Genomic DNA, 23,877 nt, shown 5'->3' with positions numbered 1-23,877 from the left:
GCCGTCCTCAGAGCCGGCGGGCCAGGTCGGCCGCCCCGATCACACCGGCGCTGTTGCCCAGCTCGGCGGGGCGGATGTCGGCCACCGGCAGCCGGCTGCGCTGGGCCAGCGCCTCGGTGAAGGAGCGCCGGGTCGGGCCGAGCAGCAGGTCACCCGCCTCGACCACGCCACCGCCGACCACCAGCACCTGCGGGTCGAGGATCTGCGCCATGTCCGCGAGGCTGGTGCCCAGCCACCGCCCGACCTGCGCGAACGCCTCGGTGGAGACCGGGTCGCCGCCCTGCGCCGCGGCGGTGACCATCGGGCCGGTGATCGCCTCGGACTCCCCGCCGGCCAGCTCCAGCAGGGCGGTGGCGCGGTGCGGCTCCTGGCGGGCCGCGGCGCGGGCGAACCGCACCAGCGCGCTGCCGCTGGCGTACTGCTCGATGCAACCGAGCCGACCGCAGCCGCACTGGTGCCCGTCCGGCACGGTGAGCATGTGGCCCAGCTCGGCGGCGATGCCGTTGGCGCCGCGCAGCAGTTCCCCGCCGAGCACGATGCCGCCGCCGACCCCGGTGCCGATGGTGAACATGACCATCGAGTCGTCGGCGTCGCGGGCCGCGCCGTGCCGGAACTCCGCCCAGGCGGCCACGTTGGCGTCGTTCTCCACGATCACCGGCAGGCCGGTCGCGGTGCTGACGTACTCGCGCAGCGGCTCGTCGCGCCAGGCCAGGTTGGGCGCGAAGAGCACGGTGGAGCGGCTGGCGTCGATCCAGCCGGCCGCGCCGATGCCGACCGCGGTGATCGGCTGGCTGGTGGACAGCTCGGCGACCAGCTCGATGATGACGTCCCGGGTCTTGCCGACATCGTCGGCGGGAGTGTCCCGTCGGGCCTGCACGAGCACCGTGCCGGTGTCGTCCACGACGCCGGCGGCCACCTTCGTGCCACCGACGTCGACTCCGATGGTCAGCGTCACCGCTGCCACTCCCCTCTGCTGTGCCGCCCGCACCGGCCGCGGCCGGTGGGTGCCGAGATGTCTGGTCAGGCCCCGTCGCCCGGAGCGTCCGCGGCCGCGTCGCCGGGCACCCGCGAGGCGGGCACCACTGGACGGTCGGCCGCCGCCCGGACGGTGCCCGGCGCGGCCGCCCCGGCGACGTCGACGGGCGGCACGGCGGCGGCCGGGGCGTTCACGTCCTCCGCCCGGGTCGCGGCGGACCAGACGTCGGGCTCCGGCGCCGGTTCGGAATCATGCCCGCTCCGGGTGGCCTCGCGCCACACACGGTCGTCGTCGGCGCCCGGCCGGGCGTCCGCGGCGGGGTGGTCGGCGCCGGTGGCCGCCGCCCCGGCCGGTGGCGGGGTCGCCGGCGACGGCTCGGCCGGGGCGAACGCGCGCAGCAGGCTGGCCACCCCGGCGGCCAGGTCACCGGCGCCGGTGGCGAGCCGCTCGGCGAATTCCGGACTCGGGTCACGCAGGGCGGTCATCGCCCGACAGATCGGGCAGACGCAGCATTCGGCCGTACCGGTGGCGAAACCGCCGCCGCCCCGGGCGCCGGACGCGCCCGACCCGCCGCTGTGACCGAGGACACTCGACACGATCCCACCGAGCGGGCCGAGGCCGCCGGCCGCCGAACCCGACGCGGCCAGCCGCGCGGTGGCCAGCAGCGTGGCGACCAGTCGTTCCGCCTCTTGCCGGGCCGTGCCCGGATCCGTTGCACCCACGCTGGGCTCCTCTACCGGGGCGGCCGGTTCGCCGCACGCGTCACTGCGCCGCACCGGGTGCTTCTACCCGGCGCTTTAGCTGCTTCAACGCGGTATCCATGATCATTTTCTCGGCCTTGCGGCGGAACATCCCGAGCATCCCGACGGAGAGCTCCACCTCCAGGGTGTAGGTCACCGTGGTGCCGCCGTCGGGGTTGGCGACCAGGTCGTACGAGCCGCGCTGGGACTTCTGCATCTTCGACGGCGCCACCAGGTGCCACTCGATCCGGGTGAGGTCCTCGGCGTACTCGTAGGCCAGCACGTACTCGTCGGCCATCACGCCGGCGTCGATGGTGAACCGCACCTGGCTGGCGTAGCCGTCCTCGTACTCCTCGATCACCTCCACCCGCCGCACCGCCTCGGTCCACTCCGGGTAGGCCGGGAAGTCGCAGATGACCGCCGCCACCCAATCCGGTGGCGCGCCGATGATGATCGACTGGGTGGAGGAGTCCGCCATGGGGGGAGGCTACCCGGCGCCGGGGGCAACCTGCCTACGCCACCCACCTGCGCGGGCGGGTAGGTTTCGACGGGAGCCGACCAGCAGCTGGCGGCCCGCCCCGGTCAGTGTGAGCGCTAGGGAGTGCAGGTGCGCGAGTTCTCCGTCCCGCCGATCGTCACCGTCGGCGACGCGGCCAACCTCACCGACCCGGTCTGGGACAACGCCGAGGTGGCCCCGGACGCTGTGCAGTTCGTCCGGCCCGCCCCGGCCGGCGACGGCTCGGCCTGGGTGGACGTCACCTGCCGGCAGTTCCGCGACGAGGTGGTCGCGGTGGCCCGCGGCCTGGTCGCGGCGGGCGTCCAGCCCGGCGCCCGGGTCGGCCTGATGAGCCGCACCCGCTACGAGTGGACCCTGATCGACTACGCCATCTGGGCGGCCGGCGGGGTCACCGTGCCGATCTACGAGACCTCCAGCGCCGAGCAGGCCGCCTGGATCCTGGCCGACTCCGGGGCGGTCGCCTGCGTGGTCGAGACCAACGCGCACGCCACGCTGCTCGCCGGGGTCCGGGACCGGCTGCCCGAGCTGGGCCAGGTCTGGCAGATCGACCTGGGCGGGGTGGACGACCTGGTCGCGGCCGGCGCGTCGGTCGACCCGACCGAGATCGACCGCCGCCGGGCGGCGCTGCGCTCCGGCGACGTCGCCACCATCATCTACACCAGCGGCACCACCGGCCGGCCCAAGGGCTGCGTGCTCACCCACCGGAACATGTACGCCGACATCGCCAACGCGGTGCCGGTGCTGCCGAACCTGTTCAACGCCGGCGCCTCGACCCTGCTGTTCCTGCCGCTGGCGCACGCCTTCGCCCGGCTGATCCAGATCGGCGTGGTGCACGCCCGGGCCACCATGCGGCACTGCTCGGACACCAAGAACCTGGTCGCCGACCTGCAGGACTTCCGGCCCACCTTCGTGCTGTCGGTGCCCCGGGTCTTCGAGAAGGTCTACAACGCGGCCAAGCAGAAGGCCGAGGCGGACGGCAAGGGCAGGATCTTCGCCCGCGCCGAGGCGGTCGCCATCGCGTACAGCGAGGCGCTGGAGACCCCGCGCGGGCCCGGCCTGGCGCTGCGCGCCCAGCACGCCGTCTTCGACAGGCTGGTCTACGGCAAGCTGCGGGCCGCGCTCGGCGGCCGGTGCCGGGACGCCATCTCCGGCGGCGCCCCGCTCGGCGCCCGGCTCGGCCACTTCTTCCGCGGCATCGGGGTCACCGTGCTGGAGGGCTACGGCCTGACCGAGACCTCCCCGGCGGCCGCGGCGAACCTGCCCAGCGGCACCCGGATCGGCACGGTCGGCCGGCCGCTGCCCGGGGTGACCATCCGGATCGACGACGACGGCGAGATCCTGATCGCCGGCGACCTGATCTTCCAGGGCTACTGGCGCAACGAGGCGGCCACCGCCGAGGCGCTCACCCCGGACGGCTGGTTCCGCACCGGCGACCTCGGCCAGCTCGACAACGACGGCTTCCTGACCATCACCGGCCGGAAGAAGGAGATCATCGTGACCGCCGGCGGCAAGAACGTCGCCCCGGCGGTGCTGGAGGACCAGGTCCGGGCGCACCCGCTGGTCAGCCAGTGCGTGGTGGTCGGCGACCGGCAGCCGTTCATCGCGGCGCTGGTCACCCTCGACGAGGAGGCGCTGCCGGCCTGGCTGGCCGGGGCCGGCCTGCCGGAGGGCACCACGGCCGAACAGGTGCGCGGGCACGAGGGGCTGCGGGCCGAGATCCAGCGGGCGATCGACCTGGCCAACCAGGCGGTCTCCAAGGCCGAGGCGATCAAGGTGTTCCGGATCCTGCCGCACGACTTCACCGAGGCGACCGGGGAACTCACCCCGTCGCTGAAGGTCAAGCGGCAGGTCGTGCACAAGACGTACGCGGCGGAGATCGCCGAGATCTACCAAGGCTGACTACTATCCGTCACGTGCCCGCCTCGACACCCACCCGGCCCCACCCCCATCCCCTCGCCGCGGCCGCGCGCGTGGTGGTGCTGGCGCTGGTCGCCGTCCTGACCCTGCTCGCCACGCACGACGCCCGCCAGCTCTGGTGGATCGCGCTGCTGGCCGTCGCCGGGCTGCCCGCCCTGCTGGCCCCCGAGCACCGGCTGGTCGGCCCGCTCAGCCGGGTGGCCGAGGTGGTGCTGCTCGGGCTGGCGGCGAGCCAGGTCGGCGCGGTGGCCACCATCGGCGGGGAGATCGGCGGGCTGGGCGCTTCCGCGGTGCTGCCCTACCTGGCGGTCCCGGTCACCGTCACCGCGCTGCGCCGCCGGTTCCGCGAGGGCGCGGTGCTGCTCGCGGTCGCCGCGGCCACCCTGCTGGTGGCCGGGGCGCTCACCGAGGTGGACGGCCGGCCGCAGCTCACCCAGCTCGGCTACCTGGCGGTCTGCGCGCAGTGGCTGATCCTCGCCGCGCTCGGCCTGTACGCCGCCCGGACGCTGCACCGGGTGATGCAGGCCCGCAACGAGGGCAAGCCCCAGCCGTACGCGGAGGCCACCCGGCTGCTGACCCAGCTGCGCACGGTGGCCCGCCAGTTGCCCGGGGCGACCCTCGACCCGGGCGGCATCTCCGAGCACCTGCTGGAGGAGCTGCGCTCGGTGGCCCCGGCCGACCGGGCGGCGGTGCTCTCCGCCAGCGGCGGCGGTCGGCTGGTGGTGCTCGCCCAGGTGGGCGTGGACCGGGTGGACTGGGAGACCACGCTCGACGCGGACTCGGCGATCGCCGACGCGTGGGCCAGCCAGCAGCCGCAGACCGCGGCCCGCTCGCAGGCCCGGTCGCACCGCGGCGGCGAGGTGTCGGCGCTGATCGTGCCGCTGGTCGCCGGGGTGCGCACGGTGGGGCTGGTGGTGCTGGAGGCCGACGCGGCGCAGGCGTACCCGGCCCCGGTGATGTCCCGGGTGACCGCGCTGACCGGCCCGGCCGCGCTGCGGCTGGAGGCCGCGCTGCTCTTCGACGAGGTGCGCTCGCTGGCCACCAACGAGGAGCGGCAGCGGCTGGCCCGGGAGATCCACGACGGGGTCGCCCAGGAGCTGGTGATGGTCGGCTACGGCATCGACAACGCGCTGGCCACCGTCTTCGACGACGCCGAGGAGACCGCCGAGGCGCTGCGCACCCTGCGCGGCGAGGTCACCCGGGTGATCACCGAGCTGCGGCTGAGCCTGTTCGAGCTGCGCAGCGAGGTGGACCGGCACGGTGGCCTGGCCGCCGCCATCGCCGAGTACGCCCGCACCGTCGGCGCCTCCGCCGGATTGCGGGTGCACCTGTCGCTGGACGAGTCCACCGCGCGGCTGCCGGCCGCCACCGAGGCCGAGTTGCTGCGCATCGCCCAGGAGGCGGTGACCAACGCGCGCAAGCACGCCGGGGCGTCGAATCTCTGGGTCACCTGCGAGGTGGACCCCCCGTACGCGCAAATCGAAGTGTCGGATGACGGTCAGGGGATGGGTGACCAGCGCACCGACGGGCACTACGGTCTTGCGATCATGGCCGAGAGGGCGGAACGTATCCGGGGCCGGTTGGAGATCAGGCCGCGGCAGCCGAGCGGCACGACCGTGGCGGTGGTGGTCGGTTCCTCGCCCCGGCGCGATAACGTGCGCGGTAGCGCAGCGGCAGCAGAAGGGGAGTAACCCGAGGATGACCACAAGTCCGACACCGGCCACCCGTACCAAGGTCCTCCTTGTCGACGATCACGATCTGATCCGGAAGGGCCTCCGGCACGCGTTCGAGCGTGACCGGCAGTTCGAGGTCGTCGGGGAGGCCGCCACCGCGGCGGAGGGGGTACGACAGGCCGGTGCGCTGCAGCCGGACGTGGTGATCATGGACTTGCGCCTGCCCGACGGAAGCGGTCTGGAGGCCACCCGGGCGCTGCGCAAGTCCAGCGCCTCGATGGGCATCGTGGTGCTCACCATGTACGCCGGTGACGACCAGCTCTTCGGCGCGCTGGAGGCCGGCGCGAGCGCCTTCGTGCCGAAGACCGCCCCGGCCGACGAGGTGGTCGCGGCCGCCCGCCACGCCGCCTCCTCCCCCAGCGCCTTCACCGCCGCCGACCTCGCCGAGGCGATGAAGCGCCGGCTCGCCCCGTCCGGCCCGCAGCTCTCCCCGCGCGAGGGTCAGGTGCTGCGGCTGCTCGCCGACGGGATGAGCGTGGCCGGCATCGCCAAGCAGCTCTTCGTCAGCGAGTCCACCGCCAAGACGCACATCTCCAAGCTCTACGAGAAGCTGGGCGCCGCCAACCGGGCGCAGGCGTTGATGACCGCGCTGCGGCTGGGCCTGCTCGAGGCGCCGGACGCCCCGAAGTTCTGACCCCGCGGGGTCCATCGACGGACGACGACACCGGTCCGCGACCGCCGACGGCGGTCGCGGACCGTCGTGCATCGACCGGCGTGCGTGACGTACGGGTCGGCGCGCTATGGTCTCCCGGGCGCGCGGCGGGCAGAATACCCGCGCGGGCGACGGCGCCCGCGACGGCGACGCGAGGGGTGAGGGCATGCAGCGGCCGGACTGGGCACCCGAGACGATCGACATCGAACGCCCGAGCGTGGCCCGCATGTACGACTACTACCTCGGCGGCTCGCACAACTTCGCGGTGGACCGGGCGGCGGCCCAGGCGATGGTCGCCGCCGTGCCGGAGGCGCCGCTGATGGCCCAGGCCAACCGGGCGTTCCTGCGCCGGGCGGTGCAGTTCCTCACCGAGTCCGGCGTCCGCCAGTTCCTCGACATCGGCTCGGGCATCCCGACCGTCGGCAACGTGCACGAGATCGCCCAGCGCATCGCCCCCGAGTCGCGGGTCGTCTACGTCGACGTCGACCCGGTGGCGGTGGCGCACAGCCGGGAGATCCTCGACGGCAACGACCGGACCGCCGTGGTGCAGGAGGACCTGCGCCACCCCGAGCGGATCCTCGCCCACCCGGACGTCCGCGGGCTGCTCGACCTCAGCGAGCCGGTCGCCGTGCTGATCGTGGCGGTGCTGCACTTCGTCTCCGACGACGACCGTCCCGCCGAGCTGCTGCGTACCCTCCGCTCCGCGTTGGCGCCCGGGAGCTGGCTGGTGCTCTCCCAGGCCAGCGCGGACGGCCGGGAGGGCGACGAGCGGGCCGAGGCGGAGCGGGTCTACCGCAACACCGACAATCCGCTGTGGATCCGCAGCCGGGCCGAACTGACCGCGCTCTTCGACGGCTTCCAGCTGGTCGAGCCGGGGGTGGTCTGGGTGCCGCAGTGGCTCCCGGACTCGGCCGAGAGCGCCGAGGACGCCGAGCGGGCCGCCTTCATCGGCGGCGTGGGACGGCTCGGTGGGTGAGATGCCCGAGGCCAACGGCGCCCGGTCCCGGCCGGGGACCTTCGCCCGGGCCTGGGCCAAGGCGGTCTCCGGCACCAGCTACCTGCCGATGACCCAGGGCCAGCTGGAGGCGCTGCTGCAACGGCTCACCGAGCAGCTGGCCACCGCGCTCTGCTCCGAGCCGTTCGACCTGCGGGTCGGGCACCGGGTCGGCGCGGAGCTGGTGGCTTCGCACATCGCCTCCGCGGAGGGACTGGGCCGCACCGTCGAGGTGGTCCAGCTCCGGCTGGTCCGCGACCTCGGCCTGGTCGCCGACGACGTGGAGGACCGGATGGCCCGGCTGCTGGCCGCGGTGGCCACCGGCTACGCCCGGGCGCTGCGCGACCGCACGCTGGACGAGCAGGAGTCGATCCGCCGGGCCGCGATGACCGCCCGGGCCGAGGCGGAGCGGGCGCTGCGCGCCAGCGAGGCGCGCTTCCGCCACCAGGCCACCCACGATCCGCTGACCGAGCTGCCCAACCGCACCCTGTTCACCGAGCGGCTGACCGCCGCGATCACCGCGCCGGGTCGCGGCGCGGAGCGGATCGGCCTGTGCTTCCTCGACCTCGACCGGTTCAAGGTGGTCAACGACTCGCACGGGCACCAGGTCGGCGACGCGCTGCTGGTCACGGTGGCCGAGCGGCTGCGCCGGGCGGTCGACGGGCACCTGCTGGCGCGGCTCGGCGGCGACGAGTTCGTGGTGCTGGTCGAGCGCTGCGCCGGCACCGACGACGTGGTGGCGGTGGCCGAGGCGGCGCTGGCCGCGGTGCGCCGGCCGGCCGTCGTGGACGGCCACGAGCTGGCCGTCTCGGCGAGCATCGGCATCGTCGAGCGCCCGGTCGCCGGCGCCACCCCCGGCGACCTGATGCGCGCCGCCGACAGCACGCTGTCCTGGGCGAAGGCGTCCGGCGGGGCGCGCTGGGCGCTCTACGACGCCGACCGCGACCGCCGGGAGCTGGCCCGGCAGGCGCTGTCGGCGGCGATCCCGGCCGCCCTGCAACGCGGCGAGTTCTACCTGGACTACCAGCCGCTGACCTCGCTGCGGGACGGCCGCCTGCTCGGCGTGGAGGCGCTGGTGCGGTGGCGGCACCCGGAGCTGGGCGTGCTCCGGCCGGACAGCTTCATCGGGCTGGCGGAGGAGACCGGGCTGATCGTCCCGCTCGGCGGGTGGGTGCTGGCCGAGGCGTGCCGGGAGGCGGAGAGCTGGTCGGCGGCGGGCGGCCGGGCGCCGTACGTCAGCGTCAACCTGGCGGTGCGGCAGGTGCACCGGCCCGGCCTGGTGCAGGAGGTGCGCCGCCTGCTGAACAGCACCGGCCTGCCGCCGGAGCGGCTCCAGCTGGAGATCACCGAGAGCACGATGATGAGCACCGCGGAGGAGCCGGTGCGGGCCCTGCGGGTGCTGGCCGACCTCGGCGTACGGATCGCCATCGACGACTTCGGCACCGGGTACTGCAACCTGGCGTACCTGCGCGACCTGCCGGTGACCGAGCTGAAGGTGGCCGGCGAGTTCGTGGCCGGGCTGCGCGCGCCGGCGGTGGAACCGGCCAGTTGCACCGACGAGCGGATCCTCGCCTCGCTGGTGTCGCTGGCGCACGCCCTGGACCTGACGGTCACCGCCGAGGGGGTGGAGACGGCCGGGCAGGCCGAGCGGCTGCGGGCGATCGGCTGCGACGCCGGCCAGGGCTGGCACTTCGGTCGCCCCGCCCCCGCCGAGCGGATCCTGGAACGGATCGGCTGACCGTCTCGCCCCACGCCCGGTACGCGTCCCGCCGGTCAGCCCTCCCCCGACAGACACCGCTCCGAGCCCTGTGGAGCTGCCCCGCCGACGGGACCACAGCGCGGGAAGGACCGGGCGCCGCAGCGCGCCCGGGCGGTCTCGTATCCGGGGCAGCTCGACAGCGCCCGCGGAAGGCACGCCGCCCGCCCGGCATCGACCCGCCGCCCGGAAACGGGGGCAGCTCGACAGCCCTGCCGTGGTCAGCCGGCGAGCAGGGCGGCCATCCGCTGCGCCTGGGTCTCCCAGCGCCACTCCCGCTCCACCCAGGCCCGGCCGGCCGCGCCGAGCTGCCGGGCCAGGTCGCGGTCGGCGAGCAGCCGGACCACCCGGTCGGCGAGCTGCGCAACGTCGCGCCCGCGTACCACGTAGCCGGTCTCCCCCTCGCGGACCGCGTCGGGAGCGCCGCCGGAGTCGCCCGCGACCACCGGCAGTCCGGTCGCCGAGGCCTCCAGGTAGACGATGCCGAGGCCCTCCACGTCCAGGCCCCGGTTGCGGGTGCGGCACGGCATGGCGTAGACGTCGCCGGCCGCGTAGTGCGCCGGCAGCTCGGCCGTCGGCACCGACCCGGTGAAGACCACGTCGCGCTCCACGCCGGTCTGCCGGGCCAGCTTCTGCAGGGTGGCCCGGTACGGCCCGCCGCCGACCACCAGCAGCGCCGCGTCGGGCACCCGCCGGCGGATCTCCGGCATGGCGCGGATCAGCATGTCCTGGCCCTTGCGTGGCACCAGCCGGGACACGCACACCACCACCGGCCGGTCGGCCAGCCCGAGCCGGACCCGGACCGGTTCGCCGTCGACGGACGGGTGGTAGGTGTCCACGTCCACCCCGGGCGCCAGCCGGCGCAGCTCGGTCAGCCCGTGCAGCGCCCGGGCCAGCCGCACCCGGGTGTACTCGCCGAGGTAGGTGGTCACGTCGACGCCCCGGCCGATGCGGCGCAGCGCGGCCCGCGCGCCGGGCAGCGCCGCCCAGCCGACCTCGTGGCCGTGGGTCAGGGCGACCGCCCGGCGGATGCCGGCCCGCCGGCGCAGGCCCGCGGCGAGCAACCCGAGCGGGGCCGCCGCGCCGAACCACACCGTGTCGCAGTCGTACGCGCGGGCCAGCCGAGCGGCCCGGCGCGCCACCAGCGGGGTGGGCAGCAGCACCCGGGTGCGTTCCCGGATCACCTCGAAGGGCTGGTCGGCGTCGAACTTCGCGGCGTCCCGCCAGCTCGACGCGTAGACCACCACCGAGCCGGCGGGCTGGCGTACCGCCAGGTTGTGCACGAAGGACTGGATCCCGCCGGGGCGCGGCGGGAAGTCGTTCGTGATCAGCAGCGTCCGGCTCATCGGCCGGCCTCCCTGGCGTGGGCGCGGGCGGCGGCGATCCGCTCGACCGTGGACGGGTGGGTGGCGGAGTAGAGGTACTCCAGCCGGGGCGGGTCGGGGTCGGAGAGGTTGATCCCGGCCAGTCGCCGCTGCATGGCCTCGAACGCCGCCGGGTCGCCGGTCAGCGCCAGCGCGTGCGCGTCGGCGCGCGCCTCGACCCGCCGCGACATCAGCGCCTGCACCGGGGCGGAGACCAGCCCGGCCACCGTGACCAGCGCGATCAGCAGCGGGAACGCGCGTGGTTGGGCCACCGAGTCGACGCCGGCCAGCCGCAGCAGCGGCGCCCACGAGCCGATCAGGTAGAGCGCGACCACCGCGGCGGCGGCGCCGAGCGCCCCGGTCAGCGTGCCGACCGCCACGTCCCGGTCCTTGGCGTGGCCCAGCTCGTGCGCCACCACGGCGGTCACCTCGTCCGGGCCGGCCTCGCGCAGCAGGGTGTCGTAGACGACCACCCGCCGGGTCGGGCCCAACCCCGAGACGTACGCGTTGACCGCCCGGGTGCGCCGGGACGCGTCGGCGACCAGCACGTCGCGGACCGGCACGCCGTCGCGGGCCGCCATGCTCATCAGTTCGGTGCGCAGCGGGCCCTGCTCCATCGGGGTGAACTTGTTGAACACCGGCTCCACCAGCACCGGCAGGACGAAGCTGAGCAGCACCACCAGGGTGGCCGCGCCGGCCGCGCCGAACGCCCACCACCAGCGCGGGGCGAGCCGGATGACGGCGTAGAAGCCGAGCAGCGCCACCGCCCCGATGACCGCGCTGACGGCGTACGACTTGAGCAGGTCGACGGCCCAGCCGCCCCAGCCGTTGGTGGCCAGCCCGTAGCGGGTGAGCACGGCGTGCCGCCAGGCGGCGAACGGCAGGGTGACCAGGTCGGCGACGAGCACCACGGCCAGCCCGCCCAGGACGGCCTGGGCGATCCAGTGGTCGCCGAAGGGGCGCCCGGCCAGCTCGACCAGGCGGCTGCCCAGCGGGGTCACCCCGAGCGCCAGCGCCACCAGCAGGCCGACGGCCAGCGCCGCCCAGCCGCCGGGGCGCAGCGCCGAGCGGAACTCCCGCGCCCGGGCCACCTGGTCGGCGGGCAGGTCGCGCAGCGCGGCCACCTGGTCGGCCCGCGGCGCGGGCGGCCGGTGCCACGGGATCAGCACCGCGGCGGTGACCACCAGGGCGACGGTCAGGCCGACCAGGGTCAGCACCGCCCAGCCGCGCGGGGTCACCGCGGCCCGCCCGACGCCACGTCGCGACCGTCGAGGAGCCGCACCGCCGGCGTCCGGCGGGGGCCGGGGACACCGCCGATCGCGGCGGGGCTGTCGCCACCGCGCCGTACCCGCGTCATGCCGCCGCTCCCTCCCGCCGTGAGCGCCCATCCTATTGCCCGGGTCGAGCCCCGCCGCGCCGCGCCCGCCGCCACCCGGTGCGGCGGACCCCGGTCCGCCCGTGCGGGCGGACCGGGGTCCGGTCGGATGGTTAGCGGGTCTCCGTCAGCACGGGACCGCGTTCCGCGGGCGGCGCCGTGCCGTTGCGGGCGGCGTCGCCGTGCCCCGGCCACCAGGCGCGGTGGCCCAGCAGCGCGGTGATCGCCGGTACCAGCAGCATCGCCATGACGAAGGCGGAGATCGAGATGCCGATCGCCACGGCGAAGCCCATCTCGGTGAGGAACGCCACCCCGGCCAGCATCATCGAGGCGAAGGTGCCGGCGAGGATCAGACCCGCCGCGGCGACCGACGGGCCGCCGTGCTCGACCGCCAGGTCGGCGGCCGTACGCGGGTCGTTGCCCAGCCGTGCCTCCTCGCGGAGCCGGGCGATCATGAGGATGTTGTAGTCGGTGCCGATCGCCACCACGAACAGGTACAGGATCGTCGGCAGCATGAACGACAGGCCCGGCCGGTCGCCGACCCCCTGGAACGCGAAGACCGTGGCGCCCAGCGTGCTGAGGAAGCCGAGGAACACGGCCGCCATCAGGTAGATCGGGGCGACCAGGCTGCGCAGCAGCAGGGCCAGGATGATCGCGATGAGCACACCGGCGACCGGGAAGATCACCTTCAGGTCCCGGGTGTTGGCGTCCCGGACGTCGGCGAACAGCGAACTGATCCCGCCCACGTACGCGGTGGTGCCGTCGGGGGCCCGCGCGTGCACCACGTCCCGCAGCTCACCGCCGGCCAGGTCCAGCGACTGCGGCGCGTACGGGCTGCGGTCCATCAGCAGGTCGATCCGCGCGACGGTGCCGTCCTGGCTGAGGACGGCGAGGCTGCCGTCCTGGCCGGCCGGCATGATGCCGCCGATGCCCGGCGCGTCCTTCAGCGACGCGGCGTACGTGGCGAGCGTGGCCGGGTCGAGCCGCTGGCCGTCGTCGGAGCGGACGTAGACGGACGTCGGGTTGAGCGCGCCCACCGGGAATCCGGACTGGAGGTCGTCCAGGCCGCGCGCCGACTCGGTGTCGGACGGCAGCTGGCCGGTCTGGTCGTAGTCCCACTTCATCCCGAGCACGCCGGCCGCCAGCGCCAGCATCAGCCCGCCGGACAGCAGCGCCACCACGGCCGGTCGCCGCCCGGTGAACCGGCCGAGCCGCTGGAACGCGGTGCCGCGCGGGGTGCGCTGCCACGACTTCGACGGCCAGAAGATCTTCGTGCCGAGCAGCGACACCACCGCCGGGACCAGGGTCAGCGCGGCGAACGCCATGATCACGACGGCGATGGCCAGCGCCGGGCCGAGGCTGGTGAACGCGCCGAACACCGCCAGCAGCAGGGCGCTGAACGCGATCACGATGGCCGCCGCGGCGGAGGCGATCACCTCGCCCACCCGGGCCACGGCCGCCACCAGCGCCTGCTTGGCGTCGTCGCCGGCGCGCAGCCGTTCCCGGTAGCGGAACAGCAGGAACAGGATGTAGTCGGTGCCCACGCCGTACAGGACGATGGTGAGGATGATCTCCAGGGACTGGTCGACCCGGAGGTCGGCCGCCCGGGCCACCCACGAGATCAGGCCGGGGGCGATCGCGCTGACGATGCCCACCGTCACGATCGGCAGCAGCGCGGCCAGCGGGCTGCGGTAGATGACCAGCAGCAGCACGATGATCAGGATGATCGTGGCCAGGCCCACCACCACCAGCGCGGTGTCGAAGGCGTCGGCGTTGTCGGCGTACATGGCGACGTCACCGGTGACCGCGTAGCCCAGGCCGGTGCCGTCCAGGGTGGACTTCGCCGCGTCGCGGATCTTCGGGATGGTGTCGAGCAGCCCCGGGTCGTCGGGTGCGCCCTTCAGGCCGACGGTCACCAGGGCGACGGTCCGGTTCGGCGAGGGGGTGGGCGGCCCGGCGGTGCCGGTCACGTACTGCGCGTCGACCGTGCCGACCGCCTCGGCCAGCCTGCCCACGGTGGCGAGGTCGGCGTCGGCCAGCGGTTGCCCGTCGGCCCGCTTGACCACGATCGTCGCGGTCGCGTCGTTGGCGGTGGGGAAGGACCGCTGGGCCACCTCCATGGCCTGGACCGACTCGTAGTCACGGGGCAGGAAGTCGGCCTGGTCCTGGCTGGTCACGTCGCCGAGCGCGGGCGCGGTCGCCATGATGGCCACGGTGGCCACCAACCAGCCGAGGATCACCTTCCACGGGTTGTGGACGACGAAGCGTCCCAACCGGTCAAACATCGTCTCTCCCTAAGTTCGCGCGGACGCGCAGCTTGTCGTGCGGGTGGTACGGGCGGTCCGCCGGACGCGCCGAGGGCAGGTCGGTCCCGGGGGCGGTCGCCGGATCGTGCGACATCACCGTCTCCTTTCAGTTCGCGGACTCGCGGTTGAACAGTCGCTTCGACCAGAGATATCCGCCCAGCGCAATGACGGCGCTCCAGGCGAGCGCGATCCACCCGTTGTTGCCGATCGGCTCCTCCATCAGCAGACCACGCAGGGTCTCGATGATCGGCGTGAACGGCTGGTACTCGGCGAACCAGCGCAGACCGGCCGGCATGGAGTCGGTGGGGACGAACCCGCTGCCGAGGAAGGGCAGCAGGACGAGCGGCATGGGCAGGTTGCTCGCGGTCTCGACGCTCTTGCTCACCTGGCCGAGCGCGACGGACAACCAGACCAGGGCGAAGGTCACCACCAACAGGAAACCGGCCGTGGCCAGCCACCCGCCCAGCCCGGCGGTGGGCCGGAAGCCGACCAGCAGCGCCACGCCGATCACGACCGCCAGGCTGATCATCGCCTGGATCATGCTGCCGAGAACGTGCCCGGTCAGCACCGAGACGCGGGCGATGTGCATGGTGCGGAACCGGGTGATGATCCCTTCGGTCATGTCCATGGCGATCGAGATCGCGGTCCCCTGGACGGTGGACGCCACGGTCATCAGGATGATCGCGGGCGCCACGTAGTTGGCGTACGCGGCACGCCCGCCGGCCGCGCCGGCCGATGCCGCCCCGCCGAGCCCGGCGCCCAGCGTGCCGCCGAGCACGTAGACGAAGAGCAGCAGGAAGACCACGGGCATCCCGATGAGCATCACGGTCATCGACGGGTACCGCAGCATGCGCTTGAGGTTGCGGCGCAGCATGGTGGCCGAGTCGCGGAGCGGGTGGAACCGGAGGTTCGCCGGCGGCGGGCCGGTGAGGGTGTGGGCGCTCATCGGGTGGTCACCTTCCCGGTGGTGGGGTCGCCGGTGAGGGCGAGGAAGACGTCGTCCAGGTCGGGGGTGTGCACGGAGAGCTCGTCGACCTCGACGGCCTGGTCGTCGAGCCGGCCGATCAGGGTCTTCAGCGAGCGCAGGCTGCCGTCGCTGGGCACCCGCAGGGCGAGCGCGTCGTTGTCGCGCGAGGCGTCACCCAGCACGCGCAGGGCCGCGTCGAGGTCCCGCGGGTCGGCGAACCGCAGGCGGACGTGTCCGCCCGGGATGCGCCGCTTCAGCTCCTCCGCGGTTCCCTCGGCGACCACCCGGCCCCGGTCGAGGACCGCGATCCGGTCGGCCAGCTCGTCGGCCTCCTCCAGGTACTGCGTGGTCAGGAAGATGGTGACGCCGCCGGCCACCAGGTCCCGGACGATCTGCCACATGTCCCGGCGACTGCGCGGGTCCAGTCCGGTGGTCGGCTCGTCGAGGAAGATCACCTGTGGGCTGCCGACCAGGGTCATCGCCAGGTCGAGCCGGCGCCGCATGCCCCCGGAGTAGGTCGCCGCCGGCTTCCCGGCCGCCTCGGTCAGGCCGAACTGCTCGAGCAGTTGGGCGGCGCGCCGCCGGCCCTCGCCCCGGCCGAGGTGGTGCAGATCCGCCATCAGGCGCAGGTTCTCCTCGCCGGTGAGCAGGTTGTCCACCGCGGAGAACTGACCGGTGACGCCGATCGCGGCGCGTACCGCGTCCGGTTCGCGGGCCAGGTCGTGCCCGGCGACCCGGGCGTCGCCGGCGTCGGCCCGGAGCAGCGTGGACAGGATCTTGACGGTGGTGGTCTTCCCGGCGCCGTTCGCGCCGAGCAGCGAGAAGACCGTCCCCCTTGGCACGGTCAGCTGGAGGCCGTCGAGCACGACGTGGTCGCCGAACGATTTCCGTAGCCCGGTCGCGGCGATCGCCGGCTGGGAGAGTGTGCTGGTCATGGTTGCCTTTCTCCGGGTCCCGAGGTGGATCAGGAGCGGTGGATGGTGATGTCGCCGTAGGAGGTGCGGCCGCGTACCTCGACGGTCTGGTCGGCCTGGTCGGGCCCGCTGGTGTTCGCCAGCCGGTTGTGCACGCGTCCGAACCCGGTGTCCACGTCGAGCCAGGCGGCGGTGCCCTCGGCGATGCCGACGTCCAGGTCGCCGGCGGCGGTCGCGAGCACGACCGAACCCCGGACCACCTCGCCGAGGCGGATCCCGCCGTTGGAGGTCTTCACGTCGACGCCGGCGCCGGCCCGCTCGATGTCGATGGCGCCGTTGGCGTTGCGCACCCGCACGTCGCCGGTGACCGCGTCGATCGTGGTGTCGCCGTTGGAGTTCTTGACCTCCGCGGTGCCCTCGATCTCGCCGACCTGGATCTTGCCGGAGCCGGTGGAGATCTCGGCGTTGCCCGCGATGCCGTCGACGTTGACGTGACCGAACCCGGTGTGCAGGCGCAGTGGACCGGTTCGTTCCAGCCAGAGGTTGCCGGTGGTCTTGAGCCGGCACTCGCCGAGCCGGCCGGCACAGCGGATGTCGCCCATCAGCAGGTGCGCGGAGAGTTGGGAACCGCTGGGCAGCTCGACGGTCACGTCGACCGCCCTGGTCTTCTTGGTGAAGTCGAAGACGCGCCGGGGGCCGGTGACCCGGAGCACGCCGTTGGTGTAGTCGACCCGGACCTGCTGGGCGGCCTTCACGTCGGACTCGTCGGTTTCGTCGCTCGGGCGCACCTCGACCACGGTGTCGGTCCGGTCGCTGGCGGCGATCCGCACGTCGGCAACGCCGAGTTCGAGCGTGACGGAGATCGGCTCGGGCGTCTCGAAGTTGGGCATGGTTGTCTCCGCATCATGCGTGGGTGAGTCGTCCCGCAGGTCGGGGACGTGGTGTGCGGGCGGCGTGCGGTGCGGTCAGCGCACCCAGCCGGTGAAGCGCTGCGGGGTCCGTTTCCCGCCCCCGGGCGCCTCGGGACGCTGATCGCGCTCGGTCCGCTGCACGGCGGCGGCGGCCGCCCGGACCAGCCAGGCGTTGACCGAGCGCCCCTCCCTGGCCGCGGCCTCCTCGACCGCGGCCTTGAGCTGCTCGGGCATGCGTACGTTGATCCGGGCGGCGGGGCCCTCCTCGGCGATCAGCAGGTCGCTCTCCGGCGTGCCGTCGACGGTCGCCGCGGCGCCCCGGGCCGCCGGCCCGAGCGACTCGGCGGGTGGCGGGGTCACCACGAAGTCCGGATCGCGTCCGCGCAGGCGCAGCTCCACCGAGCCCGGAGCCAGGTCCCGGGTGATCTCGTCGGCGGCGGCCGACAGTGCCTCCAGCAGCGTCATCCGGATCGCCGACTCGAGCGACCCGGTCAGGCGCTCGACCAGCGCACGGGCCTCCTCACCGCCGGCTTCGGCAAGCGTGGCGAACTCACGCCCGAGGTTGCTCACATACGACGTCAAGTCCATGGTGCCATCTTGGCACACTCATGGCACCACTACAAGGACCATGGCTCAGCAGTGGTGCCATCGTTGGCACCGTCTGGCACGTCGACGCCGAGAAAGGGCAGGTGAGAAGGCCGTCCGGGATCGGCCAGAACCGTCGGGCCCGGTGGGGTGGGGTCCGCCCCGTCCGGGCCGGCGATGAAGCCGTCCAGGGTGACCGCGATGTAGTACACGAGCTTCCGCACGCCAACTCCTTGCCACATGTTCGGGCGGTCACCGGTCGGTGATCGCCCGACGGATCCCAGCGTCGGGCACCAGCGGGGCGGGATCAACGGCGACTCCGGTAACGGCCGATAACCCGCTGGTTATCGGCAGCGGCCACCGGGCCGCGGAACTCGACCGGGTCGCCGGCCGGTTCGCGCGTCGACTACTTCGGCTGCGCGATCTGGATGAGGTTGCCCGAGTCAGTGGGCGCGCATCAGGAACGCGCCACTCGTCGCGGTCGGTGACCGGGCCACGGCGCGGCGCATGCATTCCGGAGGCGCGCCGGGCCCCCGCGAACTGTCCGGCCCGGTCACGCCACCCGGCGGCGCCGGGTCGGCCGGCGGGCCGAGCGGGGCGCGGCCAGCACCTCCACCTCGAAGCCCGCCCGGGCGAACACCTCGACCGCCCGGGCCTCGGCGCCACCCAGCCCGGCGGCCGGGGACGAATCGTCGAGCAGGGCGGTGACCAGGCAGTCGGAGCAGCCGCTCCCCCGGATCCCGCACCCCGCGCAGTCGATGAGCATCTCGCCTCCTGGTGCGCTGCGGCGACCGGGCACGGCGTCACCGTCGCCACCCGAGCACCGTCGGTCACCACGACGTTATGCGCGGGGTACGACAGAAACGGACAACGGCGTCGCGGACGGCCGGAATGCGATCAAGCGCCCCGGATCAGGACCGGGCGAGCCGGCGCAGCAGCGAGTCGGCCCCGAGCGGGTACGCGCCGTGCCGGCGTACCCCGTCGGCCACCTCGCGGTCGGAGGAGACCACCACCACCGGGCGGCCCGGCGGCTCGGCCCGCACCAGGCGGCGGATCAGCTCGTCGGCGGTCTCCCCCTTGCGGGAGAAGAGCACCCGCACGCCGCGCGGCGCCGGCGGCAGGCCGTGCACCCGTTCCGCCCCGTCGAAGACCACGGTGACCTCGTCGCCGGTCTGCGCGGCGATCCCGCCCAGCCCGCTGATCAACCGCTTGCGCTGCTGCTCCAGCGACATCTCGCCGAAGCCCCGCTTCGTCACGTTGTAGCCGTCGACCACCAGGTGCGCCCGGGGCAGGGCGAGGAGCTGGTCCAGCCGGGCCGGATCGTCGGTGTCCCGGGCCCGGGCGGCCGCCCCAGCCGCCGGGCCGGCCGGCTGCTCGGCGAAGGCGTCGGCGACGAAGTCGGCGGGGAGCTTGTCCACCGGGTCCAGCGCCAGTTCCCGGCGCAGCCCGACGGCCGCCTGGCCGATCGTCTCCAGCAGCAGCCACAGCCGGGCGTCGTCGACCGAGCGGGCCTCCTTGGCGCTGGCCCGGGCCACCCCGGCCGCCGCCTCCGCCTCGGCCAGCCGGGCCCGCGCCCGACGCAGCTCCGCGTCGGCGTCGGCCGCCGCCCGGGCCGCCCGGCCGCGCTCGGTGGCCAGCATCTCGCCGGCCTTGCGCTCCCGGGCCTGGGTCTCCCGCAGCGACCGGCTCAGCTGCCGGTTCTCCTCGCGGAGCTGGCCGAGTTCCTCGCGGACCCGGGCCAGCTCGTCGCGGAGCTTCTCCGCCTCGACCCGGGCCACCGCCCGGTCGTGCTCGGCCCGGGTGGCCCGCTGCTCGGCCTCGCGGACCAGCTCGGCGACCACCGCGCTGTCGGCCTCGGCGCGGACCGCCGCGCCGCTGGCCTCGATCAGGTCCCGCCAGCCGCGGGGGCGGGCCAGGTAGGCCAGCGCGGCCACCTCGACCGGGTCGGCGGCCGCCGGGGCGGTCCCCTCGACCACTGCCGCGCCCAGGTCGCCGGCGTCGGCGAGGACCCGGGCGGTGACCCGCTGCCGGAACAGCGGGTCGGCGGCGAGCTGCGCGGCGATGGCCGGGGCGCCCAGGCGGGCCCGCCGGTTGGGCGCGAACTTCGCCACCCGGCGCAGCGGCACCGGCACCTCGTCGCCGGGCAGGCCGGGCAGCACCGCGGCGGTGAGCGCGACGATCCGCTGGCGGACCGGCTCGGGCAGGGTCGGCTCGGGCTCGGGCTCGGGCTCGGGCGACGGCGTGTCGGGCTCCGCCGGGTCGTCCGGGTCGGTCCCCGCACCGGCACCGTGGGCAGCGACGACGGGCTCCTCCTGGGGGAGGTTGTCGTCGTACGGCTCGGTGAGGGGCATGTGGCAAGTCTCCCACCGCGACCGGGCCCACCGCCGGGTGAGTGAGCCGATCTCTCATCCTAAACCCCGGGTGGCCCATGGGGCTGCCGGGACGGGAGTGTCGGACCGGGGCGCTACGGTGCCGCCGATGGCACAGCAGGAGTACGTCCAGGAGGCGCTGGCCGGGCTCGACCCGGCCGCCGGCACTGTCGATCCGGCGTTGCCGCTCTACGCGACGACGTTCGTGGTGGTCGACCTGGAGACCACCGGTGGCGCGCCGGACGGCGGCGGGATCACCGAGATCGGCGCGGTCAAGGTGCGCGGCGGCGAACAGTTGGGCGTGCTGGCCACCCTGGTCAACCCGGGCGAGCCGATCCCGCCGTTCATCACCGTGCTGACCGGCATCACCCAGGCGATGCTGCTGCCGGCCCCGCCGATCGAGCAGGTGCTGCCGAGCTTCCTGGAGTTCATCTCCGACGCCGTCCTGGTGGCCCACAACGCCCCCTACGACGTCGGGTTCCTCAAGGCCGCCTGCGCGAAGCACGGCTACCGCTGGCCGAACCCCCGGGTGCTGGACACCGCCGCGCTGGCCCGGCGGGTGCTGACCCGCGACGAGGTGCCCAACCGCAAGCTCGGCACCCTCGCCGCCTACTTCCGCACCGCCACCCAACCCACGCACCGGGCGCTCGACGACGCCAAGGCCACCGTCGACGTGCTGCACGGGCTGATCGCCCGGCTCGGCGGGCACCGGGTCGAGACCATCGGCGACGCCATCGAGTTCTCCCGCGCGGTCACCCCGACCCAGCGGCGCAAGCGGCACCTGGCCGAGGGGCTGCCCAAGGCGCCCGGCGTCTACATCTTCCGGGCCGCCGACGACCGGCCGCTCTACGTCGGCACCTCCGGCGACATCGCCACCCGGGTGCGCAGCTACTTCACCGCCGCCGAGAAGCGGGCCCGGATCTCCGAGATGCTCGCCGCAGCCGAACGGGTGGAGGCGGTCGAGTGCGCCCACTCGCTGGAGGCCGAGGTCCGCGAGCTGCGGCTGATCGGCGCGCACGCGCCGCCGTACAACCGCCGGTCGAAGTTCCCGGAGCGGGCGGTCTGGCTCAAGCTGACCGACGGGCCGTACCCCCGGCTGTCCGTGGTGCGCGGCATCTCCCCCACCGACGACGCCTACCTCGGCCCGTTCAACTCCCGCCGCTCCGCGGAGCTGGCCGCCGCGGGCTTCCACGACGCCGTGCCGCTGCGCCAGTGCACCCACCGGCTCTCGCTGCGCACCGTCACGCCGGCCTGCGCGCTGGCCGAGCTGGGTCGTTGCCCGGCGCCCTGCGAGCACCGGATCACCCCGGAGGAGTACGACGCCCGCGCGGTGGCGCCGTTCCGCACCGCGACCGCCAGCGACCCGCAGCCGGTGGTGGACGCGCTGCTAGCCCGCATCGAGGTGCTCGCCGGGGCCCAGCGCTACGAGGAGGCGGCCGTGGTACGCGCCCGCCTCGCCGCGGTGCTGCGGGCGACGGTGCGGATGCAGCGGCTGGTGGCGCTGACCCGGATCGCCGAGCTGGCCGCCGCCCGGCCCGCCGCCCGGGGCGGCTGGGAGCTGGCCCTGGTCCGGCACGGGCGGCTGGCCGGCGCCGGGGTCTCCCCGCCCGGTGTCCATCCACGACCGACGCTGGCCGCGATCCGGGCCACCGCCGAGACGGTGTCCCCCGGTCACGGCCCGGTCCCGAACGCCTCGGCCGAGGAGACCGAGCGGATCCTGTCCTGGTTGGAGCGACCGGAGACCCGGCTGGTCGAGATGTCCTCCGGATGGGCCTCCCCGGTGGCCGGCGCGGCCCGCTTCCGCGACCTGCTGAGCAAGGCCGAGAGCGCGGCGTCGCACCAACTCTCGACCGAACGCTCATGAGCAAGTGACCGATCGGACTACGTCGACTCACTTAGGCTGTTAGAGAAGTGCAGTCCTGCCCGTTTCGTGGGCCTGCTCCCGGTTGCCGCAACCGCGGCGGCCGTGGAGCCGGGGTGAGGAGGTGTCCCTCGTGGACGTCGACGCCGGACACGGCGCCGCCCTGGGGGGCGCGCTTCCGACCCAGCCGGGCGAGCTGCCCCTGGCCCGACGGCTGCGGTCGCTGCTGACCTGGCCCACCACCGAGTCCGATCCGGTCGGCCGCCTGATCCGCGCCCACCGGGCCATCCACGCCGGCACCGACCCCGCCGTGCTGCGCCGGGCCTACACCATCGCCGAGAACATGCACCGCGGCCAGTTCCGCAAGAGCGGCGAGCCCTACATCACCCACCCGCTCGCGGTCGCGCAGATCTGCGCCGAGCTCGGCATGGACACCATCACCCTGGTCGCGGCCCTGCTGCACGACACCGTGGAGGACACCCGCTACACCCTCCAGGCGCTCGCCGAGGACTTCGGCCGGGAGGTGGCCCACCTGGTCGACGGGGTGACCAAGTTCGACAAGGCGTTCTACGGCAAGGCGGCCGAGGCCGAGACAATCCGCAAGATGATCATCGCGGCTGGCAAGGACGTCCGGGTGCTGATCATCAAGCTGGCCGACCGCCTGCACAACATGCGCACCCTGGGCGTACGCTCGGCCGCCTCCCGGGAGCGGATCGCCCGGGCCACCCAGGAGGTGCTCGTTCCGCTCTGCGACCGGCTCGGCATCCAGACCTTGAAACGCGAGCTGGACGACGTGGTGCTGCTGCACCTCAAGCCGGAGGAGCACGACCGGATCTCCCGGCACGTGCGGGAGCGCCCCGGCTGGGACGCCTACCTCGAGCAGGTGGTCGCCCGGGCCCGGGTGGCGCTGCGCCGCAACCGGGTCGACGCGGAGGTGACCCCGCGCCCGAGGCACCTCTACTCGATCTGGAAGGACACCGTGGCCGGCGGCCACGACACCCCGTACGACCTGCCCCGGATCGCGGTGGTGGTGGACGGTCCGGCCACCGACTGCTACGCCGCGCTGGGCGCCATCCACGGCGTCTGGCGGCCCGTCCCGGGCCGGTTCAAGGACTTCATCGCCTCGCCGAAGAACAACCTCTACCGCTCGCTGCACACCAGCGTCTGCGGCCCGGAGAACCGCACGGTGGAGGTGCTGATCCGCACCGAGGAGATGCACCGCAAGGCCGAGTACGGCATCGCCGCCGACTTCCGCTTCCCCCGCTCCGGCGGCGGCGCGGCGGCGGCCAAGGCCGAGCAGCTCGACTGGCTGCGCCGGGTGCTCGACTGGGAGCAGGACGCCGCCGACCCGGCGCAGTTCCTCCAGTCGCTGCGCTGCGACCTGGCCGAGACCCAGATCCAGGTGGTCGCCGACGGGCGGCAGGTCGTGCTGCCGGCCGGCGCCACCCCGGTCGACCTGGCCTACGAGCTGGGGGCCGAGCGCGGCGACCACTGCCTGGCGGCGCGGATCAACGGCCGGCTGGCCCCGCTCTCCTCGCAGCTGGCCGAGGGGGACGTGGTGGAGATCTTCACCGAGACCGACGCGGAGGGCGGGGCCGGCAGCGACGCCGCACCGCGCGGCCCGCGCCGGGAGTGGCTCGGGTTCGTGAAGTCGCCGCACGCGCAGATGCAGATCAACCGGTGGTTCGCCGAGCACTCCGAACCGGGCATCACGATCAGCGACAAGGTCCGGCTCGGCCGGGCCACCATCGGGCTCGCGCTGCGCCAGCACAACCGGGGGCTGGCCAGCGACCTGCCGCTGCTGCGGCTCTCCGAGGAACTCGGCTACCCCGACCTGGAGACCATGCTGGTCGCGGTCTTCGACCGGGTGATCGAGCCGGACGCCGTGGTACGCCAGCTCATCGACCTGGTGGACCACCGGCAGTGACCGGGCGGGGCCC

Annotated in this window: 20 protein-coding genes; 7 read left to right on the top strand and 13 right to left on the bottom strand. The window is 74.4% G+C overall.

The genetic code is table 11. The features are described 5' to 3' along the window. Nucleotides 1–7: 7 nt before the first annotated feature. The 3 genes from Q3W71_RS23170 to Q3W71_RS23160 all read right to left on the bottom strand — a co-directional run bounded on the left by Q3W71_RS23170 (nt 8) and on the right by Q3W71_RS23160 (nt 2,194). A complete protein-coding gene (locus tag Q3W71_RS23170; protein WP_302921528.1) occupies nt 8–955 on the bottom strand; it encodes an ROK family glucokinase in 948 nt (315 codons plus the stop codon). A 65-nt stretch (nt 956–1,020) separates the two neighbouring features. Continuing rightward, nucleotides 1,021–1,698, bottom strand: a complete 678-nt coding sequence (locus tag Q3W71_RS23165; RefSeq protein ID WP_302921527.1) for a hypothetical protein — start codon at nt 1,696–1,698, stop codon at nt 1,021–1,023. Nucleotides 1,699–1,738: 40 nt separating this feature from the next. Further along, nucleotides 1,739–2,194, bottom strand: a complete 456-nt coding sequence (locus Q3W71_RS23160; RefSeq protein WP_302921526.1) for an SRPBCC family protein — start codon at nt 2,192–2,194, stop codon at nt 1,739–1,741. A gap of 129 nt (nt 2,195–2,323) precedes the next feature. Between Q3W71_RS23160 and Q3W71_RS23155 the strand changes: the two genes are divergently transcribed. From Q3W71_RS23155 to Q3W71_RS23135, 5 genes are all read left to right on the top strand, one after another. Beyond that, on the top strand, nt 2,324–4,132 hold the full coding sequence (locus Q3W71_RS23155; RefSeq protein ID WP_302921525.1) for a long-chain fatty acid--CoA ligase: 1,809 nt from the start codon (nt 2,324–2,326) through the stop codon (nt 4,130–4,132). A 14-nt stretch (nt 4,133–4,146) separates the two neighbouring features. Next, nucleotides 4,147–5,841 carry a GAF domain-containing sensor histidine kinase gene (locus Q3W71_RS23150; RefSeq protein WP_302921524.1) on the top strand — a complete coding sequence of 565 codons (1,695 nt, stop codon included), beginning with the start codon at nt 4,147–4,149 and terminating at the stop codon, nt 5,839–5,841. Between the two features lie 7 nt (nt 5,842–5,848). Then, entirely contained in the window at nt 5,849–6,517 is a 669-nt protein-coding gene (locus tag Q3W71_RS23145; protein ID WP_007072219.1) for a response regulator transcription factor, read from the top strand. A gap of 184 nt (nt 6,518–6,701) precedes the next feature. Further along, nucleotides 6,702–7,511 (top strand): SAM-dependent methyltransferase, encoded by an 810-nt coding sequence (locus tag Q3W71_RS23140; RefSeq protein WP_302921521.1) that lies wholly within the window; start codon nt 6,702–6,704, stop codon nt 7,509–7,511. A gap of 1 nt (nt 7,512) precedes the next feature. After that, on the top strand, nt 7,513–9,267 hold the full coding sequence (locus Q3W71_RS23135) for a bifunctional diguanylate cyclase/phosphodiesterase (protein ID WP_302921781.1): 1,755 nt from the start codon (nt 7,513–7,515) through the stop codon (nt 9,265–9,267). Nucleotides 9,268–9,506: 239 nt separating this feature from the next. On the opposite strand, the gene Q3W71_RS23130 is transcribed toward Q3W71_RS23135, so the two are convergent. From Q3W71_RS23130 to Q3W71_RS23085, 10 genes are all read right to left on the bottom strand, one after another. Then, a complete protein-coding gene (locus tag Q3W71_RS23130; protein WP_302921520.1) occupies nt 9,507–10,631 on the bottom strand; it encodes a glycosyltransferase family 4 protein in 1,125 nt (374 codons plus the stop codon). Next, a complete protein-coding gene (locus tag Q3W71_RS23125) occupies nt 10,628–11,887 on the bottom strand; it encodes a M48 family metallopeptidase (RefSeq protein WP_302921519.1) in 1,260 nt (419 codons plus the stop codon). Before Q3W71_RS23125 ends, Q3W71_RS23130 begins: the two co-directional genes overlap by 4 nt. 250 nt (nt 11,888–12,137) lie before the next feature. After that, the gene (locus tag Q3W71_RS23120; RefSeq protein ID WP_302921518.1) at nt 12,138–14,309 is read right to left on the bottom strand and encodes an MMPL family transporter; all 2,172 of its coding nucleotides are present in this window, start codon (nt 14,307–14,309) and stop codon (nt 12,138–12,140) included. A gap of 127 nt (nt 14,310–14,436) precedes the next feature. Further along, nucleotides 14,437–15,276, bottom strand: a complete 840-nt coding sequence (locus Q3W71_RS23115) for an ABC transporter permease (protein WP_302921517.1) — start codon at nt 15,274–15,276, stop codon at nt 14,437–14,439. Further along, a complete protein-coding gene (locus Q3W71_RS23110) occupies nt 15,273–16,232 on the bottom strand; it encodes an ATP-binding cassette domain-containing protein (protein ID WP_302921515.1) in 960 nt (319 codons plus the stop codon). Before Q3W71_RS23110 ends, Q3W71_RS23115 begins: the two co-directional genes overlap by 4 nt. A 29-nt stretch (nt 16,233–16,261) precedes the next feature. Then, nucleotides 16,262–17,101 carry a DUF4097 family beta strand repeat-containing protein gene (locus tag Q3W71_RS23105; RefSeq protein WP_302921514.1) on the bottom strand — a complete coding sequence of 280 codons (840 nt, stop codon included), beginning with the start codon at nt 17,099–17,101 and terminating at the stop codon, nt 16,262–16,264. A 75-nt stretch (nt 17,102–17,176) separates the two neighbouring features. After that, complete coding sequence (locus tag Q3W71_RS23100; RefSeq protein ID WP_302921513.1) at nt 17,177–17,710, bottom strand: ribbon-helix-helix protein, CopG family; 534 nt, start codon at nt 17,708–17,710, stop codon at nt 17,177–17,179. Nucleotides 17,711–17,739: 29 nt separating this feature from the next. Then, on the bottom strand, nt 17,740–17,931 hold the full coding sequence (locus Q3W71_RS23095) for a hypothetical protein (protein ID WP_302921512.1): 192 nt from the start codon (nt 17,929–17,931) through the stop codon (nt 17,740–17,742). Nucleotides 17,932–18,260: 329 nt separating this feature from the next. Continuing rightward, entirely contained in the window at nt 18,261–18,473 is a 213-nt protein-coding gene (locus Q3W71_RS23090) for a hypothetical protein (protein ID WP_302921511.1), read from the bottom strand. Between the two features lie 145 nt (nt 18,474–18,618). Further along, the gene (locus tag Q3W71_RS23085) at nt 18,619–20,058 is read right to left on the bottom strand and encodes an NYN domain-containing protein (protein ID WP_302921510.1); all 1,440 of its coding nucleotides are present in this window, start codon (nt 20,056–20,058) and stop codon (nt 18,619–18,621) included. A 127-nt stretch (nt 20,059–20,185) separates the two neighbouring features. On the opposite strand from Q3W71_RS23085, the gene Q3W71_RS23080 reads away from it, so the two are divergent. Next, nucleotides 20,186–21,940 carry a DEDD exonuclease domain-containing protein gene (locus Q3W71_RS23080; protein WP_302921509.1) on the top strand — a complete coding sequence of 585 codons (1,755 nt, stop codon included), beginning with the start codon at nt 20,186–20,188 and terminating at the stop codon, nt 21,938–21,940. A 130-nt stretch (nt 21,941–22,070) separates the two neighbouring features. Beyond that, nucleotides 22,071–23,864, top strand: coding sequence for a bifunctional (p)ppGpp synthetase/guanosine-3',5'-bis(diphosphate) 3'-pyrophosphohydrolase (locus Q3W71_RS23075; protein WP_302921780.1), 1,794 nt, complete (start codon nt 22,071–22,073; stop codon nt 23,862–23,864). Nucleotides 23,865–23,877 lie beyond the last annotated feature (13 nt).

Source organism: Micromonospora sp. C28SCA-DRY-2, assembly GCF_030519475.1.
In the GTDB taxonomy this organism is placed as follows: domain Bacteria; phylum Actinomycetota; class Actinomycetes; order Mycobacteriales; family Micromonosporaceae; genus Micromonospora.
The sequence above is the reverse complement of the archived record's forward strand: the minus strand, read 5'-3'. Positions and strand labels throughout refer to the sequence as shown.